The 24,845-nt window shown below is 47.6% G+C and carries 20 protein-coding genes, 2 pseudogenes and 1 riboswitch; of the genes and pseudogenes, 8 read left to right on the forward strand and 14 right to left on the reverse strand.

The window, feature by feature from the left end:
- Positions 1-81: 81 nt before the first annotated feature.
- A pseudogene (locus AB4124_RS29295) lies at positions 82-319 on the reverse strand (phage tail protein); the annotation flags it as partial.
- Between the two features lie 101 nt (positions 320-420).
- Here AB4124_RS29295 and AB4124_RS29300 point away from each other — a divergent pair.
- The 4 genes from AB4124_RS29300 to AB4124_RS29315 are packed head-to-tail and all read left to right on the forward strand — an operon-like array spanning position 421 to position 2,433.
- Positions 421-867 carry a hypothetical protein gene (locus tag AB4124_RS29300; protein ID WP_441975021.1) on the forward strand — a complete coding sequence of 149 codons (447 nt, stop codon included), beginning with the start codon at positions 421-423 and terminating at the stop codon, positions 865-867.
- A gap of 1 nt (position 868) precedes the next feature.
- The gene (locus tag AB4124_RS29305) at positions 869-1,090 is read left to right on the forward strand and encodes a helix-turn-helix transcriptional regulator (protein WP_430108658.1); all 222 of its coding nucleotides are present in this window, start codon (positions 869-871) and stop codon (positions 1,088-1,090) included.
- 18 nt (positions 1,091-1,108) lie between these two features.
- Entirely contained in the window at positions 1,109-1,807 is a 699-nt protein-coding gene (locus AB4124_RS29310) for a DUF4386 domain-containing protein (protein WP_441975022.1), read from the forward strand.
- Between the two features lie 5 nt (positions 1,808-1,812).
- Complete coding sequence (locus AB4124_RS29315) at positions 1,813-2,433, forward strand: class I SAM-dependent methyltransferase (protein ID WP_430108655.1); 621 nt, start codon at positions 1,813-1,815, stop codon at positions 2,431-2,433.
- 130 nt (positions 2,434-2,563) lie between these two features.
- On the opposite strand, the gene AB4124_RS29320 is transcribed toward AB4124_RS29315, so the two are convergent.
- Entirely contained in the window at positions 2,564-6,388 is a 3,825-nt protein-coding gene (locus AB4124_RS29320) for an S-layer homology domain-containing protein (protein WP_441975023.1), read from the reverse strand.
- 151 nt (positions 6,389-6,539) lie between these two features.
- Positions 6,540-6,638, reverse strand: a riboswitch (cyclic di-GMP riboswitch).
- Positions 6,639-6,898: 260 nt separating this feature from the next.
- Positions 6,899-7,027: an LPXTG cell wall anchor domain-containing protein gene (locus AB4124_RS29325; RefSeq protein WP_441975024.1), complete on the reverse strand. Its 129-nt coding sequence runs from the start codon at positions 7,025-7,027 to the stop codon at positions 6,899-6,901.
- Between the two features lie 635 nt (positions 7,028-7,662).
- On the opposite strand from AB4124_RS29325, the pseudogene AB4124_RS29330 reads away from it, so the two are divergent.
- A pseudogene (locus AB4124_RS29330) lies at positions 7,663-8,579 on the forward strand (DMT family transporter).
- Positions 8,580-8,817: 238 nt separating this feature from the next.
- Here AB4124_RS29330 and AB4124_RS29335 read toward each other — a convergent pair.
- From AB4124_RS29335 to AB4124_RS29350, 4 genes are all read right to left on the reverse strand, one after another.
- Positions 8,818-11,946 carry an ATP-binding protein gene (locus AB4124_RS29335; protein ID WP_441975051.1) on the reverse strand — a complete coding sequence of 1,043 codons (3,129 nt, stop codon included), beginning with the start codon at positions 11,944-11,946 and terminating at the stop codon, positions 8,818-8,820.
- Positions 11,947-12,382: 436 nt separating this feature from the next.
- Entirely contained in the window at positions 12,383-12,862 is a 480-nt protein-coding gene (gene rlmH, locus AB4124_RS29340; RefSeq protein WP_441975025.1) for a 23S rRNA (pseudouridine(1915)-N(3))-methyltransferase RlmH, read from the reverse strand.
- A gap of 261 nt (positions 12,863-13,123) precedes the next feature.
- Complete coding sequence (locus AB4124_RS29345; protein ID WP_441975026.1) at positions 13,124-14,248, reverse strand: cytochrome P450; 1,125 nt, start codon at positions 14,246-14,248, stop codon at positions 13,124-13,126.
- Between the two features lie 76 nt (positions 14,249-14,324).
- Positions 14,325-14,903, reverse strand: coding sequence for a TetR/AcrR family transcriptional regulator (locus AB4124_RS29350; RefSeq protein WP_430201781.1), 579 nt, complete (start codon positions 14,901-14,903; stop codon positions 14,325-14,327).
- A gap of 266 nt (positions 14,904-15,169) precedes the next feature.
- Here AB4124_RS29350 and AB4124_RS29355 point away from each other — a divergent pair, with 266 nt between their 5' ends.
- The 3 genes from AB4124_RS29355 to AB4124_RS29365 all read left to right on the forward strand — a co-directional run bounded on the left by AB4124_RS29355 (position 15,170) and on the right by AB4124_RS29365 (position 16,242).
- The gene (locus AB4124_RS29355; protein WP_076326604.1) at positions 15,170-15,346 is read left to right on the forward strand and encodes a DUF3934 family protein; all 177 of its coding nucleotides are present in this window, start codon (positions 15,170-15,172) and stop codon (positions 15,344-15,346) included.
- A gap of 41 nt (positions 15,347-15,387) precedes the next feature.
- Positions 15,388-15,840, forward strand: a complete 453-nt coding sequence (locus AB4124_RS29360) for a HEAT repeat domain-containing protein (protein WP_076326603.1) — start codon at positions 15,388-15,390, stop codon at positions 15,838-15,840.
- Positions 15,841-15,948: 108 nt separating this feature from the next.
- On the forward strand, positions 15,949-16,242 hold the full coding sequence (locus AB4124_RS29365) for a hypothetical protein (RefSeq protein ID WP_076326602.1): 294 nt from the start codon (positions 15,949-15,951) through the stop codon (positions 16,240-16,242).
- Between the two features lie 104 nt (positions 16,243-16,346).
- Here the strand turns inward: AB4124_RS29365 and AB4124_RS29370 are convergent, their stop codons facing one another.
- The 7 genes from AB4124_RS29370 to AB4124_RS29400 form a co-directional block, all read right to left on the reverse strand.
- Complete coding sequence (locus tag AB4124_RS29370) at positions 16,347-17,393, reverse strand: GTPase (protein ID WP_441975027.1); 1,047 nt, start codon at positions 17,391-17,393, stop codon at positions 16,347-16,349.
- A 188-nt stretch (positions 17,394-17,581) separates the two neighbouring features.
- The gene (locus tag AB4124_RS29375) at positions 17,582-17,749 is read right to left on the reverse strand and encodes a CxxH/CxxC protein (protein ID WP_006207301.1); all 168 of its coding nucleotides are present in this window, start codon (positions 17,747-17,749) and stop codon (positions 17,582-17,584) included.
- 417 nt (positions 17,750-18,166) lie between these two features.
- Positions 18,167-19,534 (reverse strand): S1C family serine protease, encoded by a 1,368-nt coding sequence (locus AB4124_RS29380; RefSeq protein WP_430113313.1) that lies wholly within the window; start codon positions 19,532-19,534, stop codon positions 18,167-18,169.
- Positions 19,535-20,621: 1,087 nt separating this feature from the next.
- A complete protein-coding gene (locus tag AB4124_RS29385) occupies positions 20,622-21,569 on the reverse strand; it encodes a nucleoside hydrolase (RefSeq protein WP_076326599.1) in 948 nt (315 codons plus the stop codon).
- 30 nt (positions 21,570-21,599) lie between these two features.
- The gene (locus tag AB4124_RS29390) at positions 21,600-22,433 is read right to left on the reverse strand and encodes a carbohydrate ABC transporter permease (RefSeq protein WP_076326598.1); all 834 of its coding nucleotides are present in this window, start codon (positions 22,431-22,433) and stop codon (positions 21,600-21,602) included.
- The gene (locus AB4124_RS29395; protein ID WP_430113294.1) at positions 22,430-23,311 is read right to left on the reverse strand and encodes a carbohydrate ABC transporter permease; all 882 of its coding nucleotides are present in this window, start codon (positions 23,309-23,311) and stop codon (positions 22,430-22,432) included. The genes AB4124_RS29390 and AB4124_RS29395 overlap by 4 nt, the downstream gene beginning before the upstream one ends.
- Before the next feature lie 95 nt (positions 23,312-23,406).
- Entirely contained in the window at positions 23,407-24,729 is a 1,323-nt protein-coding gene (locus AB4124_RS29400; RefSeq protein WP_441975028.1) for an ABC transporter substrate-binding protein, read from the reverse strand.
- Positions 24,730-24,845: the final 116 nt, after the last annotated feature.

The following is a 24,845-nucleotide window of genomic DNA, read 5'->3' on the forward strand; positions in this document are numbered from 1 at the left end:
CTCGAAGCCTATCCACGGTTTCTGATAGTGTAGACTCGCTTCCCTCTCCGCTCACTGGTTGGATATAACTAAAGAACTCTACCATATTCTCCACTTTAAAACGCGATGTTTCCAAAGGCTTGGCCGCAAACGCAATATCGCGTTCTTTCAAAATGCGGTTCACATAATCAAGGCTCTCTTGACTCTCGCTGGCGGGTGCAACCGTAAATTCATGCTTGTATTTGTTCATAAAGTAGCGAGCTTCATTAGCACGTAAACCAGAAAGCGCTTCTGCTACAGGCGAAGACTCTAAACCAATCGTAGCACATTGATGGCGCAGAAATGTGTGTAAAGTAAACTTGACAAATGATCTGGTTTTAATTACATTATGTATAGTTTAGTTTACATTTTGGAAATAATTCCTTTAATGAGGAGGTCAATATGTCCTATCAAGAAAAAAAAATTTTTGTTTCCATCATCAGCAGTTTACTCATCTTCACGCTCTACACTTTATACGCTGTAAACAAGGCCGAGGAAGGCAGCATCACTTCGGCCAGCGACTTCAGTTTTTGGGGTTCCTTCATTCTGGTGCTGCTCCCGGTGTCGATTGTAGCTAAGATTATTATTCATGTCGTGTTTGTCATCATCAATAAAATCGCCACGAATGAAGATGGGCCTTCTTTTGAAGATGAGTTGGATAAGATCATCGAGTTGAAGGCAGACCGGATTTCGCTTTATGTGTTTTTCTTCGGGTTTATATTATCCATGATTCCGCTCGTTACGGATCTTCCAACTTACTTAACGTTTCTTGTGTTGATCTTCTTCGGTTTTTTATCCGATCTACTGGGACGTATCGTTCAATTCTACTTTTATAGAAAGGGAGTCTAACATGGGAAAGGATGCGATCAGCAATCATATACGGAATCTTCGCTTTCATCATAACGAGATGACCCAGCAGCAATTAGCTGATAAGGCCGGGGTCACCAGACAAACGATTGTTGCTATCGAGAAGGGGAATTATTCACCTTCATTGGAGCTGGCTTTTCGCATCGCGCGTGTCTTCGAAAAGACCATCGAAGAGGTCTTTCAATATGATGATAAGGGCAGGTAAGGATGAGGAGGCTCATGGATGATGAGGAAGAATACAAATTCAGGCAGAAGGTCTGCAGTAATTACCGGGGTGTTATTATTAGCCGGGTTGGTTACAGGTATATTTAGTGTTGTTCCAGTTATAGATGGAGCAGACTACCTTGTTCAGGCTTCTACAAATGGAAATCAGGTACTGATAGGAGCGTTTTCCCAGTTGTTAATGGTTGTTGCATATGTGGGTATTCCTATTGCGTTGTATCCGGTTCTAAGTAAGCATAATAAAGGTTTAGCTCTTGGATCTGCTGCTTTCGGCATCATTGCGGGTGTGTTCATTATTATTGGTGTAATCATTCTTCTGTTGCTATTGACATTAAGCCACGAATTTACAAAAGTTGGAACTCTGGATGACTCGTATTTTCAGACCTTGGGTGGATTGTTACGGGAAGGACGTGATTTGGTGAATCATGTAGCCACGACACTGACATCTGTTTTGGCGATGTTCTTGTTTAACTGCATATTTTACCAAACAAAATTCGTCCCACGCTGGTTGTCCGTTTCGGGTCTTATTGGATCTATATTGTCCATATTGGCGAGCTTATTATTTATGATTCGCTTCATCGGTCTCGATGCAACCTACATGACGTTGAACGTTCCAATAGCCTCTCAACAATTGGTTTTGGCTATATGGCTAATCCTTAAAGGATTCAACCGGGCGGATGCTCTAGAAAAGAAGGTGTAACGGAAATGAATGCATCAGAACGTTTCTGGGACAAAACAGCAAGTCAATATGATCAAATCGAGATGAAGGATGAACAGACTTACATCAATATAATAAAAAGAACGAAAACGCATCTTAAAATAAGCAGCATTGTTTTGGATTTCGGCTGTGGCACTGGGTTGATAGCAAATGAAATTGCCGAATATGTGAAAGGGATTCATGCGATTGATATATCTTCGAATATGATCGCAATTGCAGAAAAAAAGGCAAAAGAGCGAAACATCGCAAATATAAACTACGCTCATGCGACCATTTTCGATGAAAGGTATAAGAAAGGCTCATTTGATGCCATCTTGGCCTTCCATGTTCTGCATTTGTTGGAAGATGAACATATCGTTCTGCAACGAATGAATGAACTGTTGAAACCGGGAGGATTATTGATTTCTGCAATACCATGCATGGGAGAAAAGAAATTTCTAAGCAGCTTGTTATTCATTGCAGGTAGAGTTGGTCTAACGCCGAATATAAGATCATTTAAAATACGAAATTTAATCGATACAATTGAGAAAGGGAGTTTTTCAATTGTCGAATCGGATTGCTTGAAGAAAAGCTCTCAGGAATATTTCATTGTTGCTAGGAAGATTTGATATGTTACGAAAGAGCCATTTCACCAAATATTTCGCCGTTACTTATGATACGGTTCAGCTTAACGGAGCTATCGACGAAAAAACAACCATCGACGATCGTAACTCGTCAATGGTTGTTCGGGTAACTTGTTTACTTGTCTATCAAATTGGTTGTTTTAAGCAATCTTGCAATCAATGCCGTCGTTTCGGCACGTGTCATATTCGATTGCGGACTGAGCAGTTGCGGCCCGTTGCCCTGAACGATTCCCGCTTCGATCAGCCGGGCGACTTCCGCTCTCGCCCAAGCGGATACGCTTGCCGCGTCTTTATAATTCGCCAGCAGTTCAGCAATGCGATTCTCGCTGAGCGAGGTTTGCGGGTCGATCAGATTGTATGCCCGCGCGACCATCGCGATTCCCTGTTCTCTCGTAATCTGTTGGTCACCATAGAAGTTACCGTCGTCATAGCCTCGGACGATATCGAATTCAGTAGCAATCGCAACGGAGTTTCGATACCAAGCGGAAGCCGGAACGTCAGGGAACATGTTTTCTGGTGCGTTCTGCCGCATCAAGCCCAAACCGAGCCCAACAATTTCCGAAAACTCGGAGCGTGTCACGTTCCGATCCGGCGAGAACGTATTGTTCCCGGTACCCGCAAGATCAAGCCTTGCGGCAATATTGTTCACGTCCGCTTTGCCCCAGTGGTTCTTCACGTCGTCGAAATCCTGCGGATTCCAGATGACCGAGTAGGAACCGCTGCTGCGCAAATCGTTGATCATCGCATAGTAGCGATTGTTGATCTTCGTCACGACCGTCGGAACGTGGAACACGCTGCCGTCCGGATTGACGATAACGCCTGTCGTAATGCGGTTCGGATCGATGTCTTCCGGCAGAGCGATGTATTTCGCCGCATATCCGTTCAATTGTTCCGATCTGACCGTCTTGCTGCCATGCGAGAAGGTGAGATCCAGATCGACCGGGTTGACCAGAAGTTCGTAACCTTCCGCTGACGCTTTGTTCTTTGCGTTATTGATCAAAGTATCCGAAGAACGCTTTATGTCGATATGAACCGCTATATCGCCGAGCGCCGCGTTGTCCAATTGCTTGGACACCCCGTTGAAGTCCATTTTTCCGCCAGGAACCGGATAGATCGCTAGCGGATTGCTGATCTCTAGGGTTGCGCCCTTATCGGCGATTTGCTTCACGGTCTCTGCCGTCAATCCGTCAACCTTTAAATCGCTGTCTTGCGGAGAAAGAATCTCAAGCTTTTGTCCGTTGCCTTGATTCAAAGCATTGTTCAGCTTGTCCAGATCGACTTGAACCGACGTTATCGTGCGGTCTCCCGAAGTTGACGTTTTGCCGGTTGCAAACGAATACTCCTTCCCGTTCACGGATGTACGAATGTCCGAGCCATCCGACGGTACAGGTGCAGTCGCGCTTCCCCCTTCATTGCCGCCATTACCGCCATTACCGCCATTGCCGCCACCACCGCCATCGCCAGGCGTAGGTGCACTGGCTCTGGTTACGATAACGGTATACAACCTTTCAACGCCATCCTGATCCGTCACCTTAAAGACGACCGTGTTGTCGCCGACTTGAAGCGAATGAAGCGGAGTTGCGGTTCCGCTGGCGACCCCTGCGTATGCCCCGCCATTTACGCTGAACTCGATCGTAGCGGTCGAATCCAAGGTTACCGGCGTCCAATGAAGCTGATAGACGCTGTTCGTAACGCTCATCTTATAATTTTCCGTTAGCGGATCGAATGCAGGCTCCAAGACACCGGTAGAAGGCGTCAGCGATATGAGCTTGTTGGAAACACGATAAACTTCAACCCGATACACATTCGTATTGCCATTCGGATTGGTCACTTCTACCTTGATGGTATTGAGGCCTTCCTGGAGCGGCAGGCGATCCCATTCGGCGGCGTCGACCTCTTGTCCATTGAATGTCACTTTGACTGTACTGTTCGGATTCAATGCTTTCAGTTCAATGCCGACTCCATAGACGGAATTCGAAACCGTCGTATAATTCAAGTATCGATCACCGTCGAACGGCGGTTCGAAGTCAAGCGGGCTTCTGTCGTCGGCATTGAAGACGTTCAGCGATTCAAGCTCCGCTCCCGCCATTACGAGGTTTCCGCGCGCGGTCTCAAGCGCCTTTAATGCCGCATCGATCTCCGCCTTCGTTGCGTTCGGATTGTCCAGAACGGTTTGGGCTTCGCCCAACTTGTTCTGCAACTCGGTCCAGCTCGCCGGCGTATAATCCGTTTCCTTCAACGTTCCGCCGGTAATTTCGCCGTTAATCTCATCCACTTTCTCCTGAAGTGCCGCTATGCTTACTAGCGCTGCACGAGCATCCTCAAGAGCCTTCAAGGCTGCATTCACTTCATCTTGCGTTTTATTCGCATCCGTAAGAATGCTATTAGAATCAGCTAATGCTTGCTGAAATGCCTGCCAGCTGGCTTCGGTATAATCGGCCTCAGCCAGGGTTCCGGCATCAATAACATGAGACTCCAACGACCTCTTATCCACATACTCCACAAATGTAAAATAGCTGCCGTCAGACAATACGCTGCTGTTCAGCGTGATTTGACCCGTCGAAGCATCCAGCGGCAGCGCGGTTACATCCGACGAGAATGCGCTATCCGGACTTACGAATAAGAACACTTGATTCTCGCTTGCATCCGCGCCGTCCACTTTTAAGGTAATCGGAGCATCGCTCCAATCGGCGCTTTTGTCGACCTTGTATGCGCGATTCATCATCTTGGCCGACGTTACGCTGGTTGCGAGCTGTAATTGATGGCTTGCGGGAAGATCGTCATTATCGATGACTTTGGCGTACACGGTCGACAAGTTATTGTCGCTGAAAACGAAGAAGCTTTTATCGTTTGCAATCGGGTTCGTATTAGCATCGTTAGTCGCTGTGATCGCATCACCCAGCGCAATCGTTACATTGGCGCCAGCAGCCTGCGATTTCGATTGTTTCTGATACAAAGTGCCGTCATCATCACGACCAATTCCCGTAATGCGCTGAACATAGCCAACGTTGTTATTTCTGGTCCACATTCTGGTCGAGCCGTCGCTGGCCAAATAATCGTCGGTGCCTTTCATCGTAATTCCGTATTTGAGGGCCAGATAGCTATTAACCTGTTGCCGCTCCGTAGGAGTCAGTTTGCGATTATATACAAGTACTTCCGCAATGCTCCCACCTTTAAAAGGTTTTTCTTTAGTTCCTCCGATCGCATGGTACCCGTCACCTGCCCCGGTCGTCGCCCAATTCACTATATTACCCGTCTGGTTATTACCTGACGCCCCGTTCCAGGAAATCGTCCAACTATCCGCGCTTGAGACATTCAAGATGCTAGGAGCTAATAGTACTGTTCTATCGAGAACATCCGCCCCCCTCACTCCAGCAGAACCGAAACCTGATGACCATCTACTTCCGTTACCGGTTTTTAGGCCACAATAATCCGAACCAGAGCTCCCCCCCATTGCCCAAGGAAAGCCGCTATTGTTTGACGTGTCAAGAGGAGGCTTTACGCACGTTGCATCCGGATCTTTTGTCTGAACGGAGAATACTTCCCGTGCATTTGAAGCTGGATCGGCAAATGGCGAATTTGTCTTATATTGTACGGCAGCATCGGAACTTTCGGGAACGGTCACGAGGTGGAAGTTGATCATTTTATTGCCGATATTCTCCACCTTCTGTTCCTTTGTTGCAAAAGGGGTCCATTTCCTTCCTTCATCCGCCAAGTCTTGCAATTCGGTAACAAGGCCGTTTTCAATTTCCCCCTGCTCCATGCTCTTCTCGAACTCTACCCAGGAGATCAAATCTCCGCTAACCCCGCCTGGAGCAGGAGCAGCCGCTTTCGCCGTTTGTGGCGCAAGCATAGTGAAAAATCCTTCCGCTACTAGCATAAAAACAAGCAGCAGGATCAGTTGTTTATTCCAATAATTCCTGGATCCATGGACGCGCATATAAAATCATTCCTCCAATTCATTGCGATTTTAAAGAAGTGGGTTAAGCCCCCATCCTCATAGCTGACTTTTTCGATCCTCCTTTACGATATAATAAAAAAACTTCCGTCCTTTAAGCGGCATGCGCTAATAGACGGAAGTTTCCGTCGTATTCGGCGGCTGGCTGGCATTGACATTTGCGTTTTCAGCAAATCCTTTAGCCCCTCTAGCTTTGCGTCCCCGTCTTTCAACGGGTTTGCCATTATCGTACGAGTATGTATACAGTATTGAATTTAAACACTTGCGTAATTAGGATTATACTTCGAAAAAAATGGACGGTTAGGCCCGATACTCCAACTTTGTTGAAACCTACTTTTATTTGCAGAATTTTAGGAAAAGTGATCACCACTATTTTTTTTATTCGGGACGATCATGTCGGATCCGCCAAAAATCTACTTATTTCTTCATTAACTTATAGTCTACTAGCTGCTCCTATACATTTTCTATACAACCTTATCTGACTTGCAGCGGTTACGGCCTTGAGGGGCTGTTTGTCAACTTTCTTAATGCTTTTTTTCTTCTTAGGAGGGATAGTCCTGCAAGCAGCATGATGCATCTCGCCAGCAAATAGCTGTACATATTCGTAGCTGTGTTCGGCAACTTGATACCTGTGCCTTTACTGTCTCAGGACTCTACATTCACCGAATCATTCGAAGTATCGGATGGACCAGGTTTATCAGATACACCTAATATATCCGTTTCATCGGACCCACTTAATCCGCCGGGTTGGCTGAAGTCTGGGGATTCAACATCCGAATCTTCCCCTCCTGGATTGTTCGGCTTAACCGAAGAAGATCCATCACTTTTTGATATGTATTACGGGAAGTTTAGGGTCGGTATTTGAGCTATTTTAAATGCATAAATTTCCCCCAAATCGAGTATTCACCCCCACATTAGGATAGTCCCCCCCAGTATCAGGGGCCGATCATGTCCGCCAATCAACTCTTACATCGCCGGACCCGAACTCATCTGATCTATAGACAAGGTTTATAGTGGTAAAATATAGATATGAAATATTGGGGTGAAGTTGTGTATGGCTGAGTACAAAGATAATAGGAAGTTGAACTTTCTATTACGGCACCTAGAATATCATAACACCTACAAAAAACGTTCAATAATGAGGAAGAAAAAGGAAAGAAACTCCTCCATTTTATAGTTGATCGTCCCGGCCGCGACGTGGGGAATCCCCCTCCGCCGCTCAGGGTGCGAGTATCTTCCTCGGGAGGGCGATGTCGATGAGGGATGCTGCGGAGGGTCAGCAGAAGCACGGGCAGCAAGAACATATCGAGACGCTGCCGCTGTTCTCCACCACGGATAAGAACGGACGAATGACTATGCTCCGGCCGGGACATCGCGTCGGACGCGCGGCTCCGCTGATACCGTGGCTGCTTTCAGTCGCTGCACTGTGGGCGCTGACAGGCTCCGTGCCGTTCGGCGCACTGCTCGGCATGGCGCCGACACCGGCGATCAGCATGCTCCTCGGTCATCCGGTCACAGTGGGCGTCGCCGTTTTGCTGCTGTTCGTCGCGATCGGTACGACCGGTGGAGTGTACTCGCGATCGATTGAGCATTTCGGACAGACCAGGGTGGCGGGCCTGTTCGCGACGCTATCGGTAGCAGGAGGGCTGGGAGAAAGGATGTACGCGCGGAAAATGGTCGGCCTACTGCTCGGCTTCGGCGGAGTCGCCTCGATGAGCATCGGTGGATTGGAGGCATCTCCATCTTCGGCATTCTGCTCGCCTTGGGATCCGCACTAAGCTGGGCGCTTGGCACAGTCTATATCAAACGGCAGGCGGCCAAGGTCGATTCGCTGTGGATGACCGCTATGCAGATCGTGATTGGAGGCATCGTCATGACGGCTTACGGCTCGACTGTCGAGAGCTGGTCAGAGGTGCGCTGGACGGCAGCCTTCTTGTACGATACGCTGTTCATCTCCGTATTCGTCATTGCGCTCGGTTGGCTCGTATACTTCAAGCTAATTGGTTCAGACGAGGCATCGAAGGTCGGCTCGTACACGTTCCTCATCCCGGTCGGCTCAATCATCTGCAGCATTTTGTTCCTGAATGAACATTTGACGATGAACCTTATCGTGGGCATGGTGCTTATCGTTGCCAGCATATTGCTTGTAAATGTAAGGCCAAGACAGGTCTAACGTGACTTAATCGTAAAATACCGCACGCTCAACGCAGCCAAAATCAGCGTCGCGAAGATTTCAGTTCTGCCCTTAAAAGTACTCTAATTCGTTGCCTCCATCCACCACGGATGGTCCCTACATCTGGTGTTTTCGTGCAAATTTCGCCCTACTTATGATACGGTTCAGCTTAACGGGGCTATCAGCGAAAATTAAGAAAGGAGCAGCCAAGGATGCTCCTCATGCAATCACTTATTTATCACCTAGCTTTATCCCCGCTATTCAACCTGTTATGTACATGAAAAGTTACCTTTGTCCCTGTACCTAACGTACTTGTGATATGAAGTCCTGTTCCGAAGTGCCGTTTTAATCGCTGATCCGTATTAATCAATCCGACACCTGAACGACTATCCGCTTTTCTTTCTAATATTCGTTGCAATTGAACCTCGTCTATTCCGTCCCCATCGTCTTCAACGGTTATCTCTGCATGCGTCTCATAGACAAAAATCCGAATAAGAATCGTTCCTCCACGATTGCGCTTCATTATGCCATGTCTTATCGCATTTTCAACGAGAGGCTGGATCGTAAGAAATGGGACTTTTAAGTCCCCGTAGCCATCTATCTCCCAAATAACCTGTAACCTTTCTTCAAACCGAGCCTTTTCAATATATAGATAAGAACGCACTAGACTTAACTCCTCTTCGATCGGAACAAGCCTATCCATATTTTGAAATTTAAATTTATTCCTCAAAAAATTGCTGAATTCATCGAGCAAATTACGCATCTTATCCAAATCAATATCGCTTAAAGCTGCTACAGCATTCAACGCATTAAATATAAAATGAGGCTGGATTTGCGCTTGCAGCCATGCAGCTTCTAATCGCAGTTGTTCCCGAACGGATTGTTTAATCGTAGTTAACGCCTCGATCCGCGATTTTATTTCTATTGCTTCCACTGGCTTCGTCACATAATCGTTTGCCCCCGCTATAAAACCGCTCTGAATATCTTTCGGTTGGCTTCTTGCGGTAAGGAGCAATACAGGGAGCTCCGTGAGTGTAAACCGCTCACGAATCATTCGTGTCAGCTCATAACCGGACATCTGTGGCATCATGATATCGGAGATGACCAGATCCCATTCCTTTGTATCTAGTACAGCCAACGCTTCTTTACCGCTCGTTACCATCATTACCTCATATTCGTCCGGTGGTAGTATGGCTTCAAGAACTTGAAGGTTGATAGGATCATCATCAACAATTAATAGGATCGGACGGTCACGATTCATTTCTAATAAAGTTGTTGGTTTCGCAGCCATCGGGATATCTGCCTTTTCCGCTTTTATCGAAACATTTTCTTGAATCGGCATGAATTGTAATGGTAAAGAATCAAATGAGTTCGTCACATCATTCTCTTCCACCGCTTTCAAGTCTGCTAGCTTTAATGAAAATGTAAATGTTGAGCCTTCTCCTAAAGTAGAGGACACATCTAACGTACCCCCATGAAGCTCAACCAGTTGCTTGCTTATGCTTAAACCCAACCCAAAGCCACCATCAATCATAGTCTCACTCGTGCTGGCTTGCTCGTACGGACGGAATAGGCGCTTAAGCATGTTCTCATCCATTCCGATCCCGGTATCAGCAATAACGATATAGGCTCGTACATCCTTTACAAAAGCTTGAATCGAAATGACCCCATCATTCGTATATTTCACAGCATTATGAAGTAAATTGAAAACGATTTGAACAACCCGGTTCTCATCCGCATTTACTGGAGGAAAATCTTCAGGAATTTGATTTGCAATTTTTACAGACTTCACTTCTGCATTTAATTGCAGCATATCAAGTACTCCGGTCACAATTGGCTGAATAAATATGACTCTTTTCTGTATACGCGGATTGCCTTCCCGTAAACTCATCACATCAATCAAATCGTTTAATATCAATGTCATTCGACGTCCTACAGATAAAACCGTTTCAAGCTCCTTGATGCTCCGTTCCTGCAATAAATGCTGCTCCCTTTTTAAAACGGATTGTGACATGTTAAGCATGCTATGCAGCGGATTTTTAAATTCATGCGAAGTGTTTGCCAGAAATTGATCCTTATGGTCATTCATTCTTTGCAAGGTTGCAGCAAGCTCTTTGGTGTTCGCATGCATGATAAAGTAACCCTTAAACCATTCAGAGGCTAAACAACCCATCGCAATAATCATATCGAACGGATAGTAGACAAGACTTAATCCGCTATCCAGCAAGATTAACGACCAAAGAAAATGGTTCATCAACGCAAGAAAAGAGAAAAGCAGTAAAAGATTGCTCTTTAAACCTTTGATTACTTTTTTAAACATTGTAATCAACGTGATAACTGCAGCAATACCAACCAATAGATAATAAACCGGAAAGAGCATAATCACTTGAGGTGGATCTAAAAACAAAGTGATGCCGGCAGTCCCTAGATTCAATACTTTATAGACAGGGTACATCCTACGCCAATATGGAAGCTCGCGATGATTCGTACACTGGAGCAAAGCATAGGCTGCCATAACGAGGGCAATGTTCGCTATCCGGAAATCCCAAACACTTCCAATATAAAATATTTGGTGGAACAACTTCTCATCAACACTAAATACACTCATGATTGTTACACATAATGCAAGCAAACTGAAATAGAGCAGCTTCTTTTCCTTATTTCCTAGTAAATACAAAATAAGTGCATAGACAGCATGCATAATAAATATAATCGCTGCCAAAAACTGCATATAAACGGAAGCTTTCATCTCTTTGGCAATGGCTTCTTCTGAACCAAATTTAATGGATCGGACAAGGCCCCCGCTTCGACTATCCACATAATTTGCCGCCTGAATGACGAGTTCGATTACACCGTTTTCGTCTGCTGTAAAGGTTGTAGAATAAGGTAGGTCCTTCGAAATATATTCACCCTTTGTTGTCGCCACCTGTCCTGATTTAGTAAGCAATCGACCGTTTACATATAATTCTGATGCAGTGCGTACGCTGAGTACACGAATACTATAATTAAGGTTCTTTGCCGGGTCTACATAAAGACGCAAACGATACGAGCCATACCCGTATGGAGATGGCTTGTCAGCATGCAAAGCTTCATTCCATCCTCCCGGTACCTGAATATGCCTTGGCGCAATATCGCCTAACAATTGTTGCCGACTACCATCTATCAACCATTGCGAAGGATAAAACTCCCATTCCCCGTCAAGTAATAGAATGCTGCCATCTTCTGCATTCCAATTGCGCAAATCGAATTGCCCATTATGAATTGACGCCTGTTTGGGATCATGAAACGTTTCCATCCATAAAATACGCAAACTAGTTAAAACAACTAATATGGACACTAGCAATAATATAATATAGCTCTTTTTCATTTGATATTTGGATGAGTGAGTTTCCAAGAAGTATTTCTCCCCTAGTCATTTTCTTCTAAGACATTTAAATAAGCTCTCTCCATAATTTACCACAGTTAATATAGCAGAGAAACGGACGATAGAGATATCTTTATGTCTATTATATAGAAATATCTACTTGGAATTTCGCGAGTTTGTTGTTCAAAGGTACTTTCAAGGTGCCGTCAAGCCGAGGCCCTCGAGCACGCAAGCGAGTCTCCCGAAAACCATACTGCACACTCCTTTTTACTACTAATGAAGTTCCTTATCGAGTATATGTTGTGACTTCCTTTGTACAAAACCCATCCGAGCATAGATATGAAGAGCGACAGCCTTGCAATCTCTCCTGCATCACTCACTACTGCTGTTATGATAAGAATAACCACACACCTTGGGGGATTAAGCCAATTAATTCGCCCTACTTGTGATATGGTTCCCCCCGATTAATCTTCACCGCTCGGTAAATCTGCTCTACCAGCACCAGGCGCATCAGTTGGTGCGGCAGGGTCATCCGCCCGAAGCTGAGCTTCGTTTGGGCGCGCTTCAGTACGTCCTCGGAGAGGCCGTTAGAGCCGCCAATGACAAAGGCGACGTTGCTGGTGCCGTACGTCCCCAGCTTGTCGATGTGGGCCGCCAGGTCCTCGCTGGACCACAGCTGGCCGCCGATCGCGAGGGCGATGACGTGGGTGTCCGGCTTGATGTGGCCGAGAATTCCGACGCCCTCCTTCTCCTGCACTTGCCGCATTTCAGCTTCGCTCATGTTCTCTGGGGCCTTCTCATCCGGTACCTCGTGCACGGACAAGCGCACGTAAGGCGCAAGACGCTTACTGTACTCCGCAATGCCCTGCACCAGGTACTTCTCCTTCAACTTGCCTACGCATACTATCTGTATATTCATAGCGTTTTTCGCTCCTTAAACTCTGCTGTTATGACGTTCATTCTAACATTGTACCGCTGCCAATTAAAGGACATACCCAGACCTGACCCGCCTTCCTACAGCAAGCTCCCTTATTTCCTTGTCAACGCAAAAGCCAGTAGAGCATTAGAGTTTGAGATTGCCAACTCATTTACTTCTAAGCTTGTTCGACTGTGTTTGACCAACTTACAGCGATTATCGAAAAAAAGAGCCGCTCTCTGAGAGTGACTCTTCTCTTCGTGTCTATTTTAAAAAGACCGGCAGCTCCTTCAGCGCAAACATCATCGTGCTATCCATCCGTTTCAGCTCTACGGAGCGATCACGGCGATATTCGGGGTAACGATCCAGCAGGGTCTGGAGGGCAATCCGGGACTCCATCCGCGCCAGCTGTGAGCCCATACAGTAGTGGATGCCGCTTCCGAGGCCCAGATGCGGGTTCGGATTCCGGTGGATGTTGAATACGTCCGGCTGCTCGAACACATCCTCGTCATGATTGGCCGAAGCCATCCAGATATAAACGAACTGTCCCTGCTTCAGCTCCTGCCCGCGCAGCACGGTGTCCTGCTTCACGCTGCGGAACATCAATTGAACAGGTGAGAAGTAACGGAAGACTTCTTCGATTGCCCCTGGAAGCAGCGTTGAATCTCCAAGTACCTCTGCACGGACCTCAGGCAGGCTATCAAAAGCAAGCACCGCCGATGAGATCAGATTGGTTGTCGTTTCATTACCCGCTACGAGAAGGAGAATACAGAACCCGATAATCTCCAGGTCGGTGAGATGTTCATTGTCGATACGCGCCTCCACCAGTTTCGTAATCAGATCGTCCTGGGGATGACGACGGCGATTCTCCGCGATTTCGGAGAAGTATTCGCTCATCTCACGCTGACACTGATAATAAGCATCCCCATTGTTACCTACCAGGGCGTCCGACCACGCCTTAAATCGCTCCCGGTCCTCCATCGATACGCCGAGCATCTCGGCAATCACCGTGATCGGCAGCGGACTTGCGAGATCGGCAACGATATCCATCTTCCCCTTCTTCTCCGCTTCGTCCAGCAGGGATGTCGTGATCTCCTGGATCTTGGGGGCAAGCGATTCTATGATACGAGGCGTAAAAGCATGGGATACCAGCTTACGCAGCTGACGGTGCTTCGGCGGATCCTGCCGCAAGATGCTGGATTCAATCGGATCATCGGAAGAAGAGGACCCTTGAGAAGAGAACAATTCGTAATTCGTGAAGACGGCTTTAACATCCACGTATTTATAAACGTTCCAGCCTCCATTACCCTCAATTGCCTCCACCGGAGATTCCGTCCGCATCTGGCGGAACCATTCCAGCGGAAGTAAACCGTTCTTATTCCATTCCATGCTTAACACCTTCGCTTTCCATCGCTAATTTGAACTGACTGGTCAGTTATACATACTTAAAAAAAGAAGGCCTTGCTTATTCAAGCGATATAAACAGGCCTTGGGTAATCATCGTGAAGGCAAACCGCTCCAGATCCTCGCGTGAATACGTATCCTGATGATTCAGGTAATAATTACATGTGCTCTCCAGCGTTCCGACAATACTGGCAGCGGCCAGATTAGGATCAACGGCACGGCACAGGTTCTCTTCGCACTGACCTTCCTCGATGATGCTTGCCAGGAAGCTTAAATACTTCCGTTTCAGCTCCTTCAACTCGTCCAGAACATCCTGCTCGATGCCGTTCGAAATCTCATTAAATACGATGTGCGAGAAATGGCGGGATTCGAGAAACAGATCCAGATGATGGCGAATCGTGCGCTCAATCTTCTCCTTCATTGGCAGGGAGGAATTCAGGTCTGCCTCCGTCCGCTGCATAATATCTTCGAAGCCCTGCTTCACCACCGTCTTGAAGAGCTGGGATTTGCCCGGGAAGTTATAGTACAGAGTCCCCTTGGCAACCTGTGCGCGGGCGGCAATCTCGTCCATGCTTGCGCGGTGATATCCGTTCTCGGAGAATACTTCAACGGCTGCTTGGATAATTTTATCTTTGCTCACAATCGAATCGGCCCTTTCACAACTAAATTTCAGATCACCGTTCTTATTCTGACTGGTCAGTTCAAAAATAAGATACCATGCTGGCAAAAATTAGTCAACCGAAGACATGCCTCTACTTATACCGAAATCTCAATCTCCATATAATTCGATTCTTATGCTGATTTCCGTGGTATCCTATACATATGGCCTAATACAGTGTATATTTCAACAGTGCTGGTAAACAATCAGCATATAGGGACAAGAATATACCGTAACGGAGTGATGGGTTGAGTAAATCCAAGGGCAAGGGCGGAACAGGCAGAGGCACAGGCAAGAAGGGCTGGAGCCGCTGGGATGCAAGTGCGAGAAGAGCGAAGAGTAAACCCAAACCTTATACCAGTAAAGGGGCCAAGCAGGCAGACGGTACATCGGAAGCCGAGAATCATAAAGGTACCCCGAAATGAACATATGGTACAGATCGACCTGATACATCATATTGAAGGAGATGAACAGATTGGACAGTCAAGAATTAATAACGGACATGCCCGAGAATTACGAGGAGCTCAAAAGCTCCGCCAACCGGAATGCCAATTGGAGAGAACGGTTAGACGCGGTGGAAGCGTTGGGAAATTGGAAAAATCAGAAATCCATTGATATTTTGCTGCATAGACTGAATACGGATGCGGTTTATCAAGTGCGAGAGGCAGCCTATCGTAAACTCCTGGCCTTTGGTGAGGACGTGCAGATGCCGGAAAGACCCAAAGGCGAACTGATGAAGGACGTTTCGAAGGTGTTGCTCCGCATTAAAAAAAGCCTTCCCCGTGACCACACGTATGAAGACTTCAAAGAGAAATTAAAAAAGATGAGAATCGACATCTACGATACGTACGAAGGTGACAAAGGCGATGACTTTGATCACTGGCTGGAACAGACTTGGTCTTCATTATTAAGAAGATAACAAGGCGTCAAGCCTTCCGGAGCTGACTCTGTATATGAGAAATCCGGTTATGTTATACTGAACACAAATATTAGTTATAGGAGTGGTACTCTGAGAAAGCAAAAGCCCATGTCGTTTGATGATCTGTTGAAGGAATTACAAGGCCAAAAATCGGTACAGGAGGATCCGGATAACATCTCTCTGGAAAAGCTGTTCAATGAATCGTTTATGCGTAAACATTCATCGCACAGCAGTTTTGGAGATTTTGTGGTAAAAGGTAACTTCCAAGTGGAAACGCACGAAGATATCGATAACATTCCGGATGAACTGTTTGACCGTCATGTTTCAAGAGAAACCGATTTCCCAGATTGGAAATCGATGCTGGAGCAGGCAAAAGCCGATCACGCTGCGGCCATTAAGTAAATCATGATAATGTCGCTGCAAATGACGCAGCTATGATCAGGGGCCGATGGCCCCTTTTTCTATTTCCATCCGTTAGATATGGTATGCATTCGACATCGTCTTCCTTACTTCGACTCGGACTTGTATTCCGATTCCGATTCCGTCTCCGCCCTCTCCCTGAACCTCTTGTAGAGCTTCGTAATATTCGCCGTATTGATCTCGATGTTGTGCTCGTAAGCGTATTTCACCGCATATCCCAGTGCCAGGGTAGTGGCACCCGCTACCGTTGCTCCGGCGACCGACCCCGCTCCAGGGAAGACCTTCACAATCTGCCGAAAAATACTCTTGCCGATATTCCCGAATATCGTGGCAATGACCAGCTCCTTCGCCGTCTCCTTGCTGATCGGCCTATTGTACAGCACCGCAAGCCTGGTGAGCAGACTCACCTGAATGCCGGTAATCGGAATGATATCCGACCCCGGAATGGGTGATGCGCCTACCGCTCCTGCCGAGATCGAGGCTCCGATGATCCATCCGTTGGCAGTCGCTGACTTCTCCTTGATACTTTTGGCAAAGAGAATGTCTTTAGACTTTTTTTTAAGCATCTCCAGAATGCTGCTCCGCAGCCAGTCAATGTTTTCTCCCGTCCGTGAAGATACCGGCGCAACCTCATAATGCCCACCGGTCTCCTTCTTAATCCGTGCTACCAGGCGGTCGATTTCATCTGCAGCGTCTATTTTGTTCAGCACGATCAAGATGTTCGAGTTCACGTCCCGAATCTTCTCGAAGGACTTCTTCTCCGCCTCGGAGAAGACCGTACCCGCAGCGTTCAGGAAGAATAGAACGATATCCGCTTGTTTAAAGTATTTCAAGGTGATCTCCGAGTTCGCGGTGTTCACATCATTCAACCCGGGTGTATCCATGAAGTAAATATGCTCCTTGTACTTATGCGGTTTAATTTCCGTCGTTTCTCCAGGCTCTGCCCCGACACCAGCGACCTCTTCACCGACGATCCGGTTCATGGTGGAGGACTTGCCTGTATTCACATCACCAATCAGAGCGATGAGAATTTCCTGCTTCAGCTGTCGGTTGATGCCATCCATTTCCTTCTCATAGGCCTCATCGGCTGCCCGACTGATCTCGTCTTCCCATGATCTTCTGTAGTCACCCATTTCTGATCGTCTCCATTCACGCTAGGTTACCCGCGCCTCCGTGTAATCTATACATCCATCATACACTACGGAGGACTGTCCATCGAAGCTTTGTTTCTTCTATTCACTTCAACATCTCTTTAAACAAAAAAAGCGTGAATTCATCACGCTTTCTCATTTGGATTATTTATTTAATTTAAATATTCACGTTACACAACTAAAAACTCAGCATGCTTCTCGCACTCCGCGCACTTCACCGGTGGGTCCCAGTCCGAAAACTCGGTCTCCTTCAGATCAACAATATCCGGGGCATCCTCATATTCATCCACGAAATTTTCGATCGCTAGTTCCACATGTTCCTTGCATACGACGTACATTCTATGCATCCTTTCTATCTTTCGCCTCATGTTGTGTTTTTCTTCAAACCAGTATAGCCACTCTTCTGTTCTACCACACTCTACGAGAAAAAGAAATGTTTTTAACCCATTTGCTCATCCCGGCCGTTTTTCAATCCACAAAAGCTTCCTATCTATCCATGGATTTCACATCCAAAGTCCTTATACCCACCATCATTTCGATGCAGACAGCAAAAAAAGAGCGTAATCCACGCTCTTCTTCGCGGCCGTTTCACGGCTCATATCTAACCCTTTTCAATCTCTCTATATTGGATATTATTCAACGCTAACCTTAATATATACCCATGAACCTACTGCATTAAACAATGGACAAGCACATTTACTCCAAAAAATCCGCAGTGACTTGGGCCAAGCAAGTCAGCCAATATCCAGCCGGCATTATTCTCCAGGCTTCTCTTCCAGCATCACCTTCAGCGACTGCAGCTTGCCGTCACGATAGAAGGTCACGTCCAGGTCTTTGCCCACCTTTGTGTTAAGGTAGAGATGCTTACGCAGTTCCAGCGTTGTCGTGATCGGTTTGCCGTCCAATTTGATGATCACGTCGTTCAGCTGCAGGCCGGCATCCAGCGCAGGTCCAAGCGCATCCAGCACGACCACGCCTTCGGTTACCGTCTTCGGCAGCTTGAGGTTCTCCTTCTCCTTCTTGCTTAGTGGAGCATATGGGTTGCCCAAGTCCACGGTGTATACGCCAAGATAAGGGCGTGCAATATGCCCCTTCAGCATTAACTCGGTTACAACCTCCGTAATTTCATTGACCGGAATTGCAAACCCAAGCCCTTCTACGCCGGTGTCCGCAATTTTCATCGTGTTGATGCCGATAACTTTACCGTTCAAATCCACCAAAGCGCCCCCGCTATTCCCCTCATTAATGGCAGCGTCGGTCTGAATGACCGCCTGCTCCCAATCGTAGATGCCGTCCTGGTTCAGGGATACCGGTATCACACGGTTCGTGTAGCTGACAATCCCGGACGTGAGCGTGTCGCCCAGGCCCAGCGGGTTGCCGATAGCAATGACCGTTTCGCCGAGTCGAAGCTTGGAGGAATCCCCAAACTCTGCGACCTCTCCGATGCCTTTACTGTCAATCGACAGAACAGCAATATCGCTAACTTTGTCTGTTCCGACCAACGTCGCCTTCTTCTTCTCGCCACCTACCAGCACAACCTCAAGGGAAACGGCACCTTGAACCACATGGTTATTCGTAATCACGAAGGCTTTGCCTTCAAGTTTCTTGAAGATAACGCCAGAGCCCAGGGTGTCTTCCTGTGAACTGCCGAAATCATTTCCGAAATCAAAATCCTCACCGAAGTCGAATCCCTCCGGAAGCTCAAAGTCTCCCTCTTCCTCTGGCAGGGTACCGAAATCCTCTTCCAACCCTTCTCCCCCAGGGCCTTCCTCTTCAGGCACCGCGCTCTCTTTATGTGTCAGCACACTGACAACAACCGGTCGCACCTTCTGAGCAACGCTAATAATCCGTTCATAGGGATCCCCATCGGACGTGGACAGCTGATGGCTGCCATTAATCAGGGTAATCGGTGAAGAGGTTGCAGGATGGCCCGTTATGAAGCTGAACAGCATCACCGCAATCAGAGCACTGCACACCGAACTGATCGCGGAAATCTGGAATGTCGATAAACCCTTTTTACGGCGGGTCGTCCGCCACTTCGTTCGCTCAGGTCGGTCCTCGCTGGTATTTTTGCTCCGTCTGGAAATTTTAGTTGAATAGAAATCATCGTCAAATAATCCCATTGCGATCCCTCTCTCCCCTTGGTTGCTACGCGTCAAGATACTTTACCAGCTTCAGACCCTCCGCCATTACCGACTGACCTATGAAATCATCTTGTCGTCATAACAACCTGCCCTGTACCGAGTGTATCTAGTTTCCTATGAAATCGGCAGCGTATCACCTGTTAAATATCTCTCTATTGTAAAGACTCTTCAGCAGCTAAAAAAGTTGCATTTTTGAGCATTCTGCTTGAACTTTTATCGAAATATGGCTTTACATTGAATATTTCAATCCATAGCCTGAAATGTAGTTCCAAAAAAGGTATGTATTGCCACCCAACAGTTCAAAAAAAACCCTGTATTCTTCTATTACCACAAACAGGGCGACTTAAGCGCAAAACATCTGTTTTTTCTAAAAAAAGATGGGAAAACCTGGGCTGGCCGCATTTTAGAAATGCAAACTCCCTGGTACTTATTCGATGCAAGTGCTTAACAGAAGCATTCAGACCTTCTAGGTTTCTATTGTACCACACGAACAGAGGTTCACGTCAGCTTTCTTTAATAAAAACAAATGCCATATTGATGGCAATTTTGAGAGTCAGTACAATGAGAGATTCTTCATTTCATAACAACGAATTGCCCGAATGAACCTGTTAACCTTGTATACGTGCAGACAACCAAATGGTTCCATTATGCAGGGATTTTCTTCAATCCAACTCTTCTCTTCCGGCATATCCTCTATTCCTAACAGCCTGCAACCCTCATTCGCGCATTTCCCCCTTAAACAGGATACCGGACAATTATGTAAAGAAAATGGCAATATTGTCAGTCTCTCATGTCAAATCGATCCAGTCCAGAACACAACGTTGAAGGGGACTTCGGCGACCCACACATCATTCCTATATGGATTCCCCGCAACTTATTCTTCCTAAGCCACCCCTTGGAAAAATTCTTCATGCTCCCCTCCGCTTGACCCCTGTAGACAAGATCGGCTTATCTTGTTTCCCTATTAAAAAGACCAGAAACCCTATCACATATGGTAGGGTTTCTGGTTGAAGATCAATCTAGCTTATGCGCCCACTACTGACAAGATAATAGGCTCTCCCCGCAATTAAGCGAGCACGGTATCCATCACCATTCGTAAGAAACGGCGGTAGTCCGCTTCATAGGCCACATTGATCTCGGGCAAATGTTCCCAAGTATGGTGATGGCGCGTATCCAAAATCGTCATGCCCAGGGTTAATTCCCCCTTCGTCTCGATCCCGACCTTGCCCTTCACGTATTGAATCAAGGAAGGCTCGATTACTGCGGCGACAGCCATCGAATCGATGAGCACGCAATACGATTCAAAGCCGCGTCCCAGCACGAATTGAATCATGTTATGCAGGAAATCCGCCTCGCGGTTTTGAGACTGCTTCAGCTCGGCAAGCTCACTCTCCGTAAAGTTCACGTCAAAATGAGTAGCAACGTCCAATCCGATGGCATACAGCGGCACGCCTGAGTTAAATACGATCTCTGCAGCTTCCGGATCCACGTACACATTCCACTCACTCTGCGGATTATCGCCGGTAGCGTTAGCTGTTGCATATCTATTAAGACCATAGGAACCGGCAATCGCCGTGATCGAGCTGATCATCGGTTTGATCTCCGGTGCAATCATCATGGCCAGCGCCACATTGGTCAGGGGACCCAGCGCCAGAATATGAATATCTCCCTCATTCTTCTTGACCATCTCTATAATCATGTCAGCGCCATGCAGGCTTGACAGCTCCAGCTTCGGCGCCGGCAGATGATATTCAGCTTGTCCGTCCGAACCATGACTGAACGGATCGGAAGCCAGTGCCCGCACCAGCGGTTTCCCCATGCCTTTAGCCACAGGGATATCGATCTTCCCAAGCAGCTCCATGACTTTCAGGGCATTCGTGCTAGTCACATCGATCGGATAGTTACCGGCTACCGTCGTAACGGCCTCTACCTGAAGGGCAGGGGATTTGATCGCCAAGATCAGGGCCAGGGAATCGTCCATCCCCGGATCACAGTCAATAATTACCTTTTTCATTGAATTCTTCCTCTCTCCATTCGAAAAATATTACTTTACACTTCCCTGGGTGAGACCGCTCACCAAATAGCGCTGGAACACAATCGTTAGTACAATAACAGGCAGGCTAGATATCAAGCCGCTGGCCGACATCAGCCCCCGGTCCAGTCCGCGTTCGCTCACGAAGGTGCTGGTCAGAACCGGCATCGTCTTCGTATGGGCGCCCGACAGCGTCACCGCGAACAGGAACTCATTCCAGCAGAAGATGAAGCAGATCAGCCCCGCTGCCGCAATGCCCGGCATGACCACCGGCAGCACGATGCGGAAGAACAATCCGATGCGGGAACAGCCGTCAATCATCGCCGCCTCCTCCATCTCCACAGGCAGCTGGGCGAAGAAGGAACGGAGCAGCCATATGATTAGCGCCATATTCAGCGCAGAATAGGTAATGATTAAAAGAACATACGTATCCAGCAGATTTACGCGGTAAGCCAGCAGGAAGATCGGCACAATAACGACAACGGGCGGAATCATCCGCGTCATCAAGAGCAGATTCGGCAGCAGCGGGCCCCCGGTACGGAAGCGTTCAATCGAATAAGCCGCAATCGCACCGATAACCACGGTGATCAACGTGGCAATGCCGGAAATCAGCAGGCTGTTCACCAGGCTTGTCACAAAATCCGGATTCTGAAACAGGGTCAGGTAACTGTCAAAGACCGGCTGCTCCGGGAACCAGACCGGCGGAATGGCCATCTGGTCAACAGGGCGTTTAATCGATGTCAGCGCCACCCATACGATCGGCAGCATGAAGAAGAGGAAGAACAGGAGAAGTATCCCTGTTTTGAATCCCGTAAACAGATGGTCTTTCAGTTTTCGGCTATTCATCGCTTCTTCCCTCCCCGGCTAAGCATATAAAGCGCGCCGAATATGACCACGGCCAGCAGTATCATCACGGCAGTGGAGACAGCCGACGCATATCCCATGTCATAGCGGCTAAATGCGATTTTATAGTTGTATACAGACACCAGCTCGGTTGCCGTGCCCGGTCCGCCACTGGTTAGAATGTAGACCAAGTCGAAGGTCCGGACGGCGTCCATCGCCCGCAGCACGGCTACGGACAGCAAAGCCGGGGCAACCAATGGCAGGGTCATCGACCAGAAGGTCTTCCATCTGGAAGCCCCGTCCATCTGGGCGGCCTCGTACACATCGTCCGGGATCCCTTGAAGGTTAGCGAGTATCATAATCATGACAAACGGACTCCACTGCCACACGTCCGCCAGAATGACCGAGAACATCGCCCAGCCCGGATCGGTCAGCAGCTTCGATGTATCGAAGGGAATATGCAGAAATTTAAAGATGGGTCCTAGCGGCGTAAATTCCGGAAGCAGGAACAGCCTCCAGGCTACCCCGACAACAACCGGAACCATCATCATAGGGACCATAAAGGCAACTTTGAAGAATGACTTCCCCCACACATGACCCTTCAGCAGCAGGGCCAGCATCGTTCCCACGATCATTTCCGCGGCAACGGCACCTACCGTGAACTGGACACTTCTCCATAATGAATTCATGAAGGTGGTGTCCGCCAGAAGCCTTTTGAAATTATCGAGTCCAATAAATTGGATGCCCAAATCCGGTCGCTGTAGCGGGTAGGAGAAAAAACTGAGTCCCAGTGCTGCCAGAATCGGAATCAGCAGAACCAGAACGATGATCAGAATGCCCGGCAAAACGAACCATAGTCTTTCACGTGGTTGAGATGGCATTGTTCATTAACCGCCTTACGTTAGAGAATATAGAGAAAGGAAGGGTGCCCCTTCCTTTCTCTTAGCAGCGAACTGCTGTCATTCCTGGATGATCCTTAGTATCCTCGCGATTTCATCAATTCATTGAATTCGGTTTCCGCCTCTTTCAGGGCATCCTCGGCAGCTCGTTCGCCGAACAAATATTTCACGACGGCATTCGGCAGAATTTCGCCTGTAATCGTCGAACCTTCCGGAATGAGCGGCAGCGTCTCCAAGCGGAAGGAATTCATGATGTCCGCATGCGGCTCATAGAAGCTGTATTCCGAAGCCAAACTTCCAGTAAGCGCCGAAGTACGGGCAGGAATGTTTCCTACCGGCGCCGCTTTCTCCATCATTTCCTGGCTGGTTGCGAACTCCATCCATTGGAAAGCGGCTTCCTGATTGTCGGAATGCTTGGTCATGACAAAACCGTATGGCAGATAGAAACGTTTAATGTCGCTGGTGTTGTCATCATTTGCCGGAATTGCAGTGAATCCGACTTTCCCGGCAATAGTGGACTGATTCGGATCCTGCGCCATTTGCGCAACCGTAGTGGCCATCTCCGCCATCGCGCTGCGTCCTTGCAGGAACTCGGAGGAAGCATCCGACCAACCATACTGTCTGGCCGCAGGAGAAGCATACTGGAACAATTCCTTGAAGTCATTCAGCGCTTTGATACCCGCTTCATTGTTAAATTGCTGTTTATAATTGTTGTCGTATAAGTCGCCGCCGTAGTTAAACAGACGGTTGTAGAACGCAAAACCGGACAGAATGCTATTCTCGCCCATCAGAGTCACACCGTACAGGTTCTCGTCCGGACGGTTGAAGAATGCCGCGATATCCTTGTACTGCTGCATCGTCTGCGGCGGCTGAAGCTCATAGCCATACTTGTCCTGAAACGCTTTCTTCTCGGCCGCATCTTCAAACAGGTCGGTCCGATACAGAATGCCGTGCGTTTCATTCATATAAGGAAGGAAATACAGCTGTTTGTCGGCACCGAAATAAGCGTTGTCGATTCCCGGAAAATCATCCAATTCCAGCTCGTCCAGTTTGGCCTGCTCCGTGGCAATCGGAACGATATAGTTCGCCAGTTGGAATTCAGGCACCCAGCCGATCGGGATGTACGCCAAATCGAAATCGACCTGTTCGGATACAAATTTTAATTTAAGCTGTTGTTGATACTGGTCGTAAGGAAGTTCCACGACATTCACTTTCACGCCGTACTTTTCCTCGAAGTCAGGGATGATGCTCTTGAACGCATCCGCATGGGAACTGGTTTCCGCCATAATCGTCAGGGTCTTCGAACCTGATTTCTCCCCCGATCCACCCGTACTGCTTCCAGCTCCAGACCCGGAACATGCGGAGAGCAATAGTGAAACCATGAGTAATGCCGCTAACATTGTAAAACTTCTCTTTTTAGAAAATACCATGATAAGCCGACTCCCCCGTTTTTCTCTATAGTTTGTTGGTTCCTAACCCATAACCTGTAACGAAAATAACAAAAATACCGACAATA

Source organism: Paenibacillus sp. 2KB_20, from assembly GCF_052115765.1.
Classification (GTDB): Bacteria; Bacillota; Bacilli; order Paenibacillales; family Paenibacillaceae; genus Paenibacillus_AQ.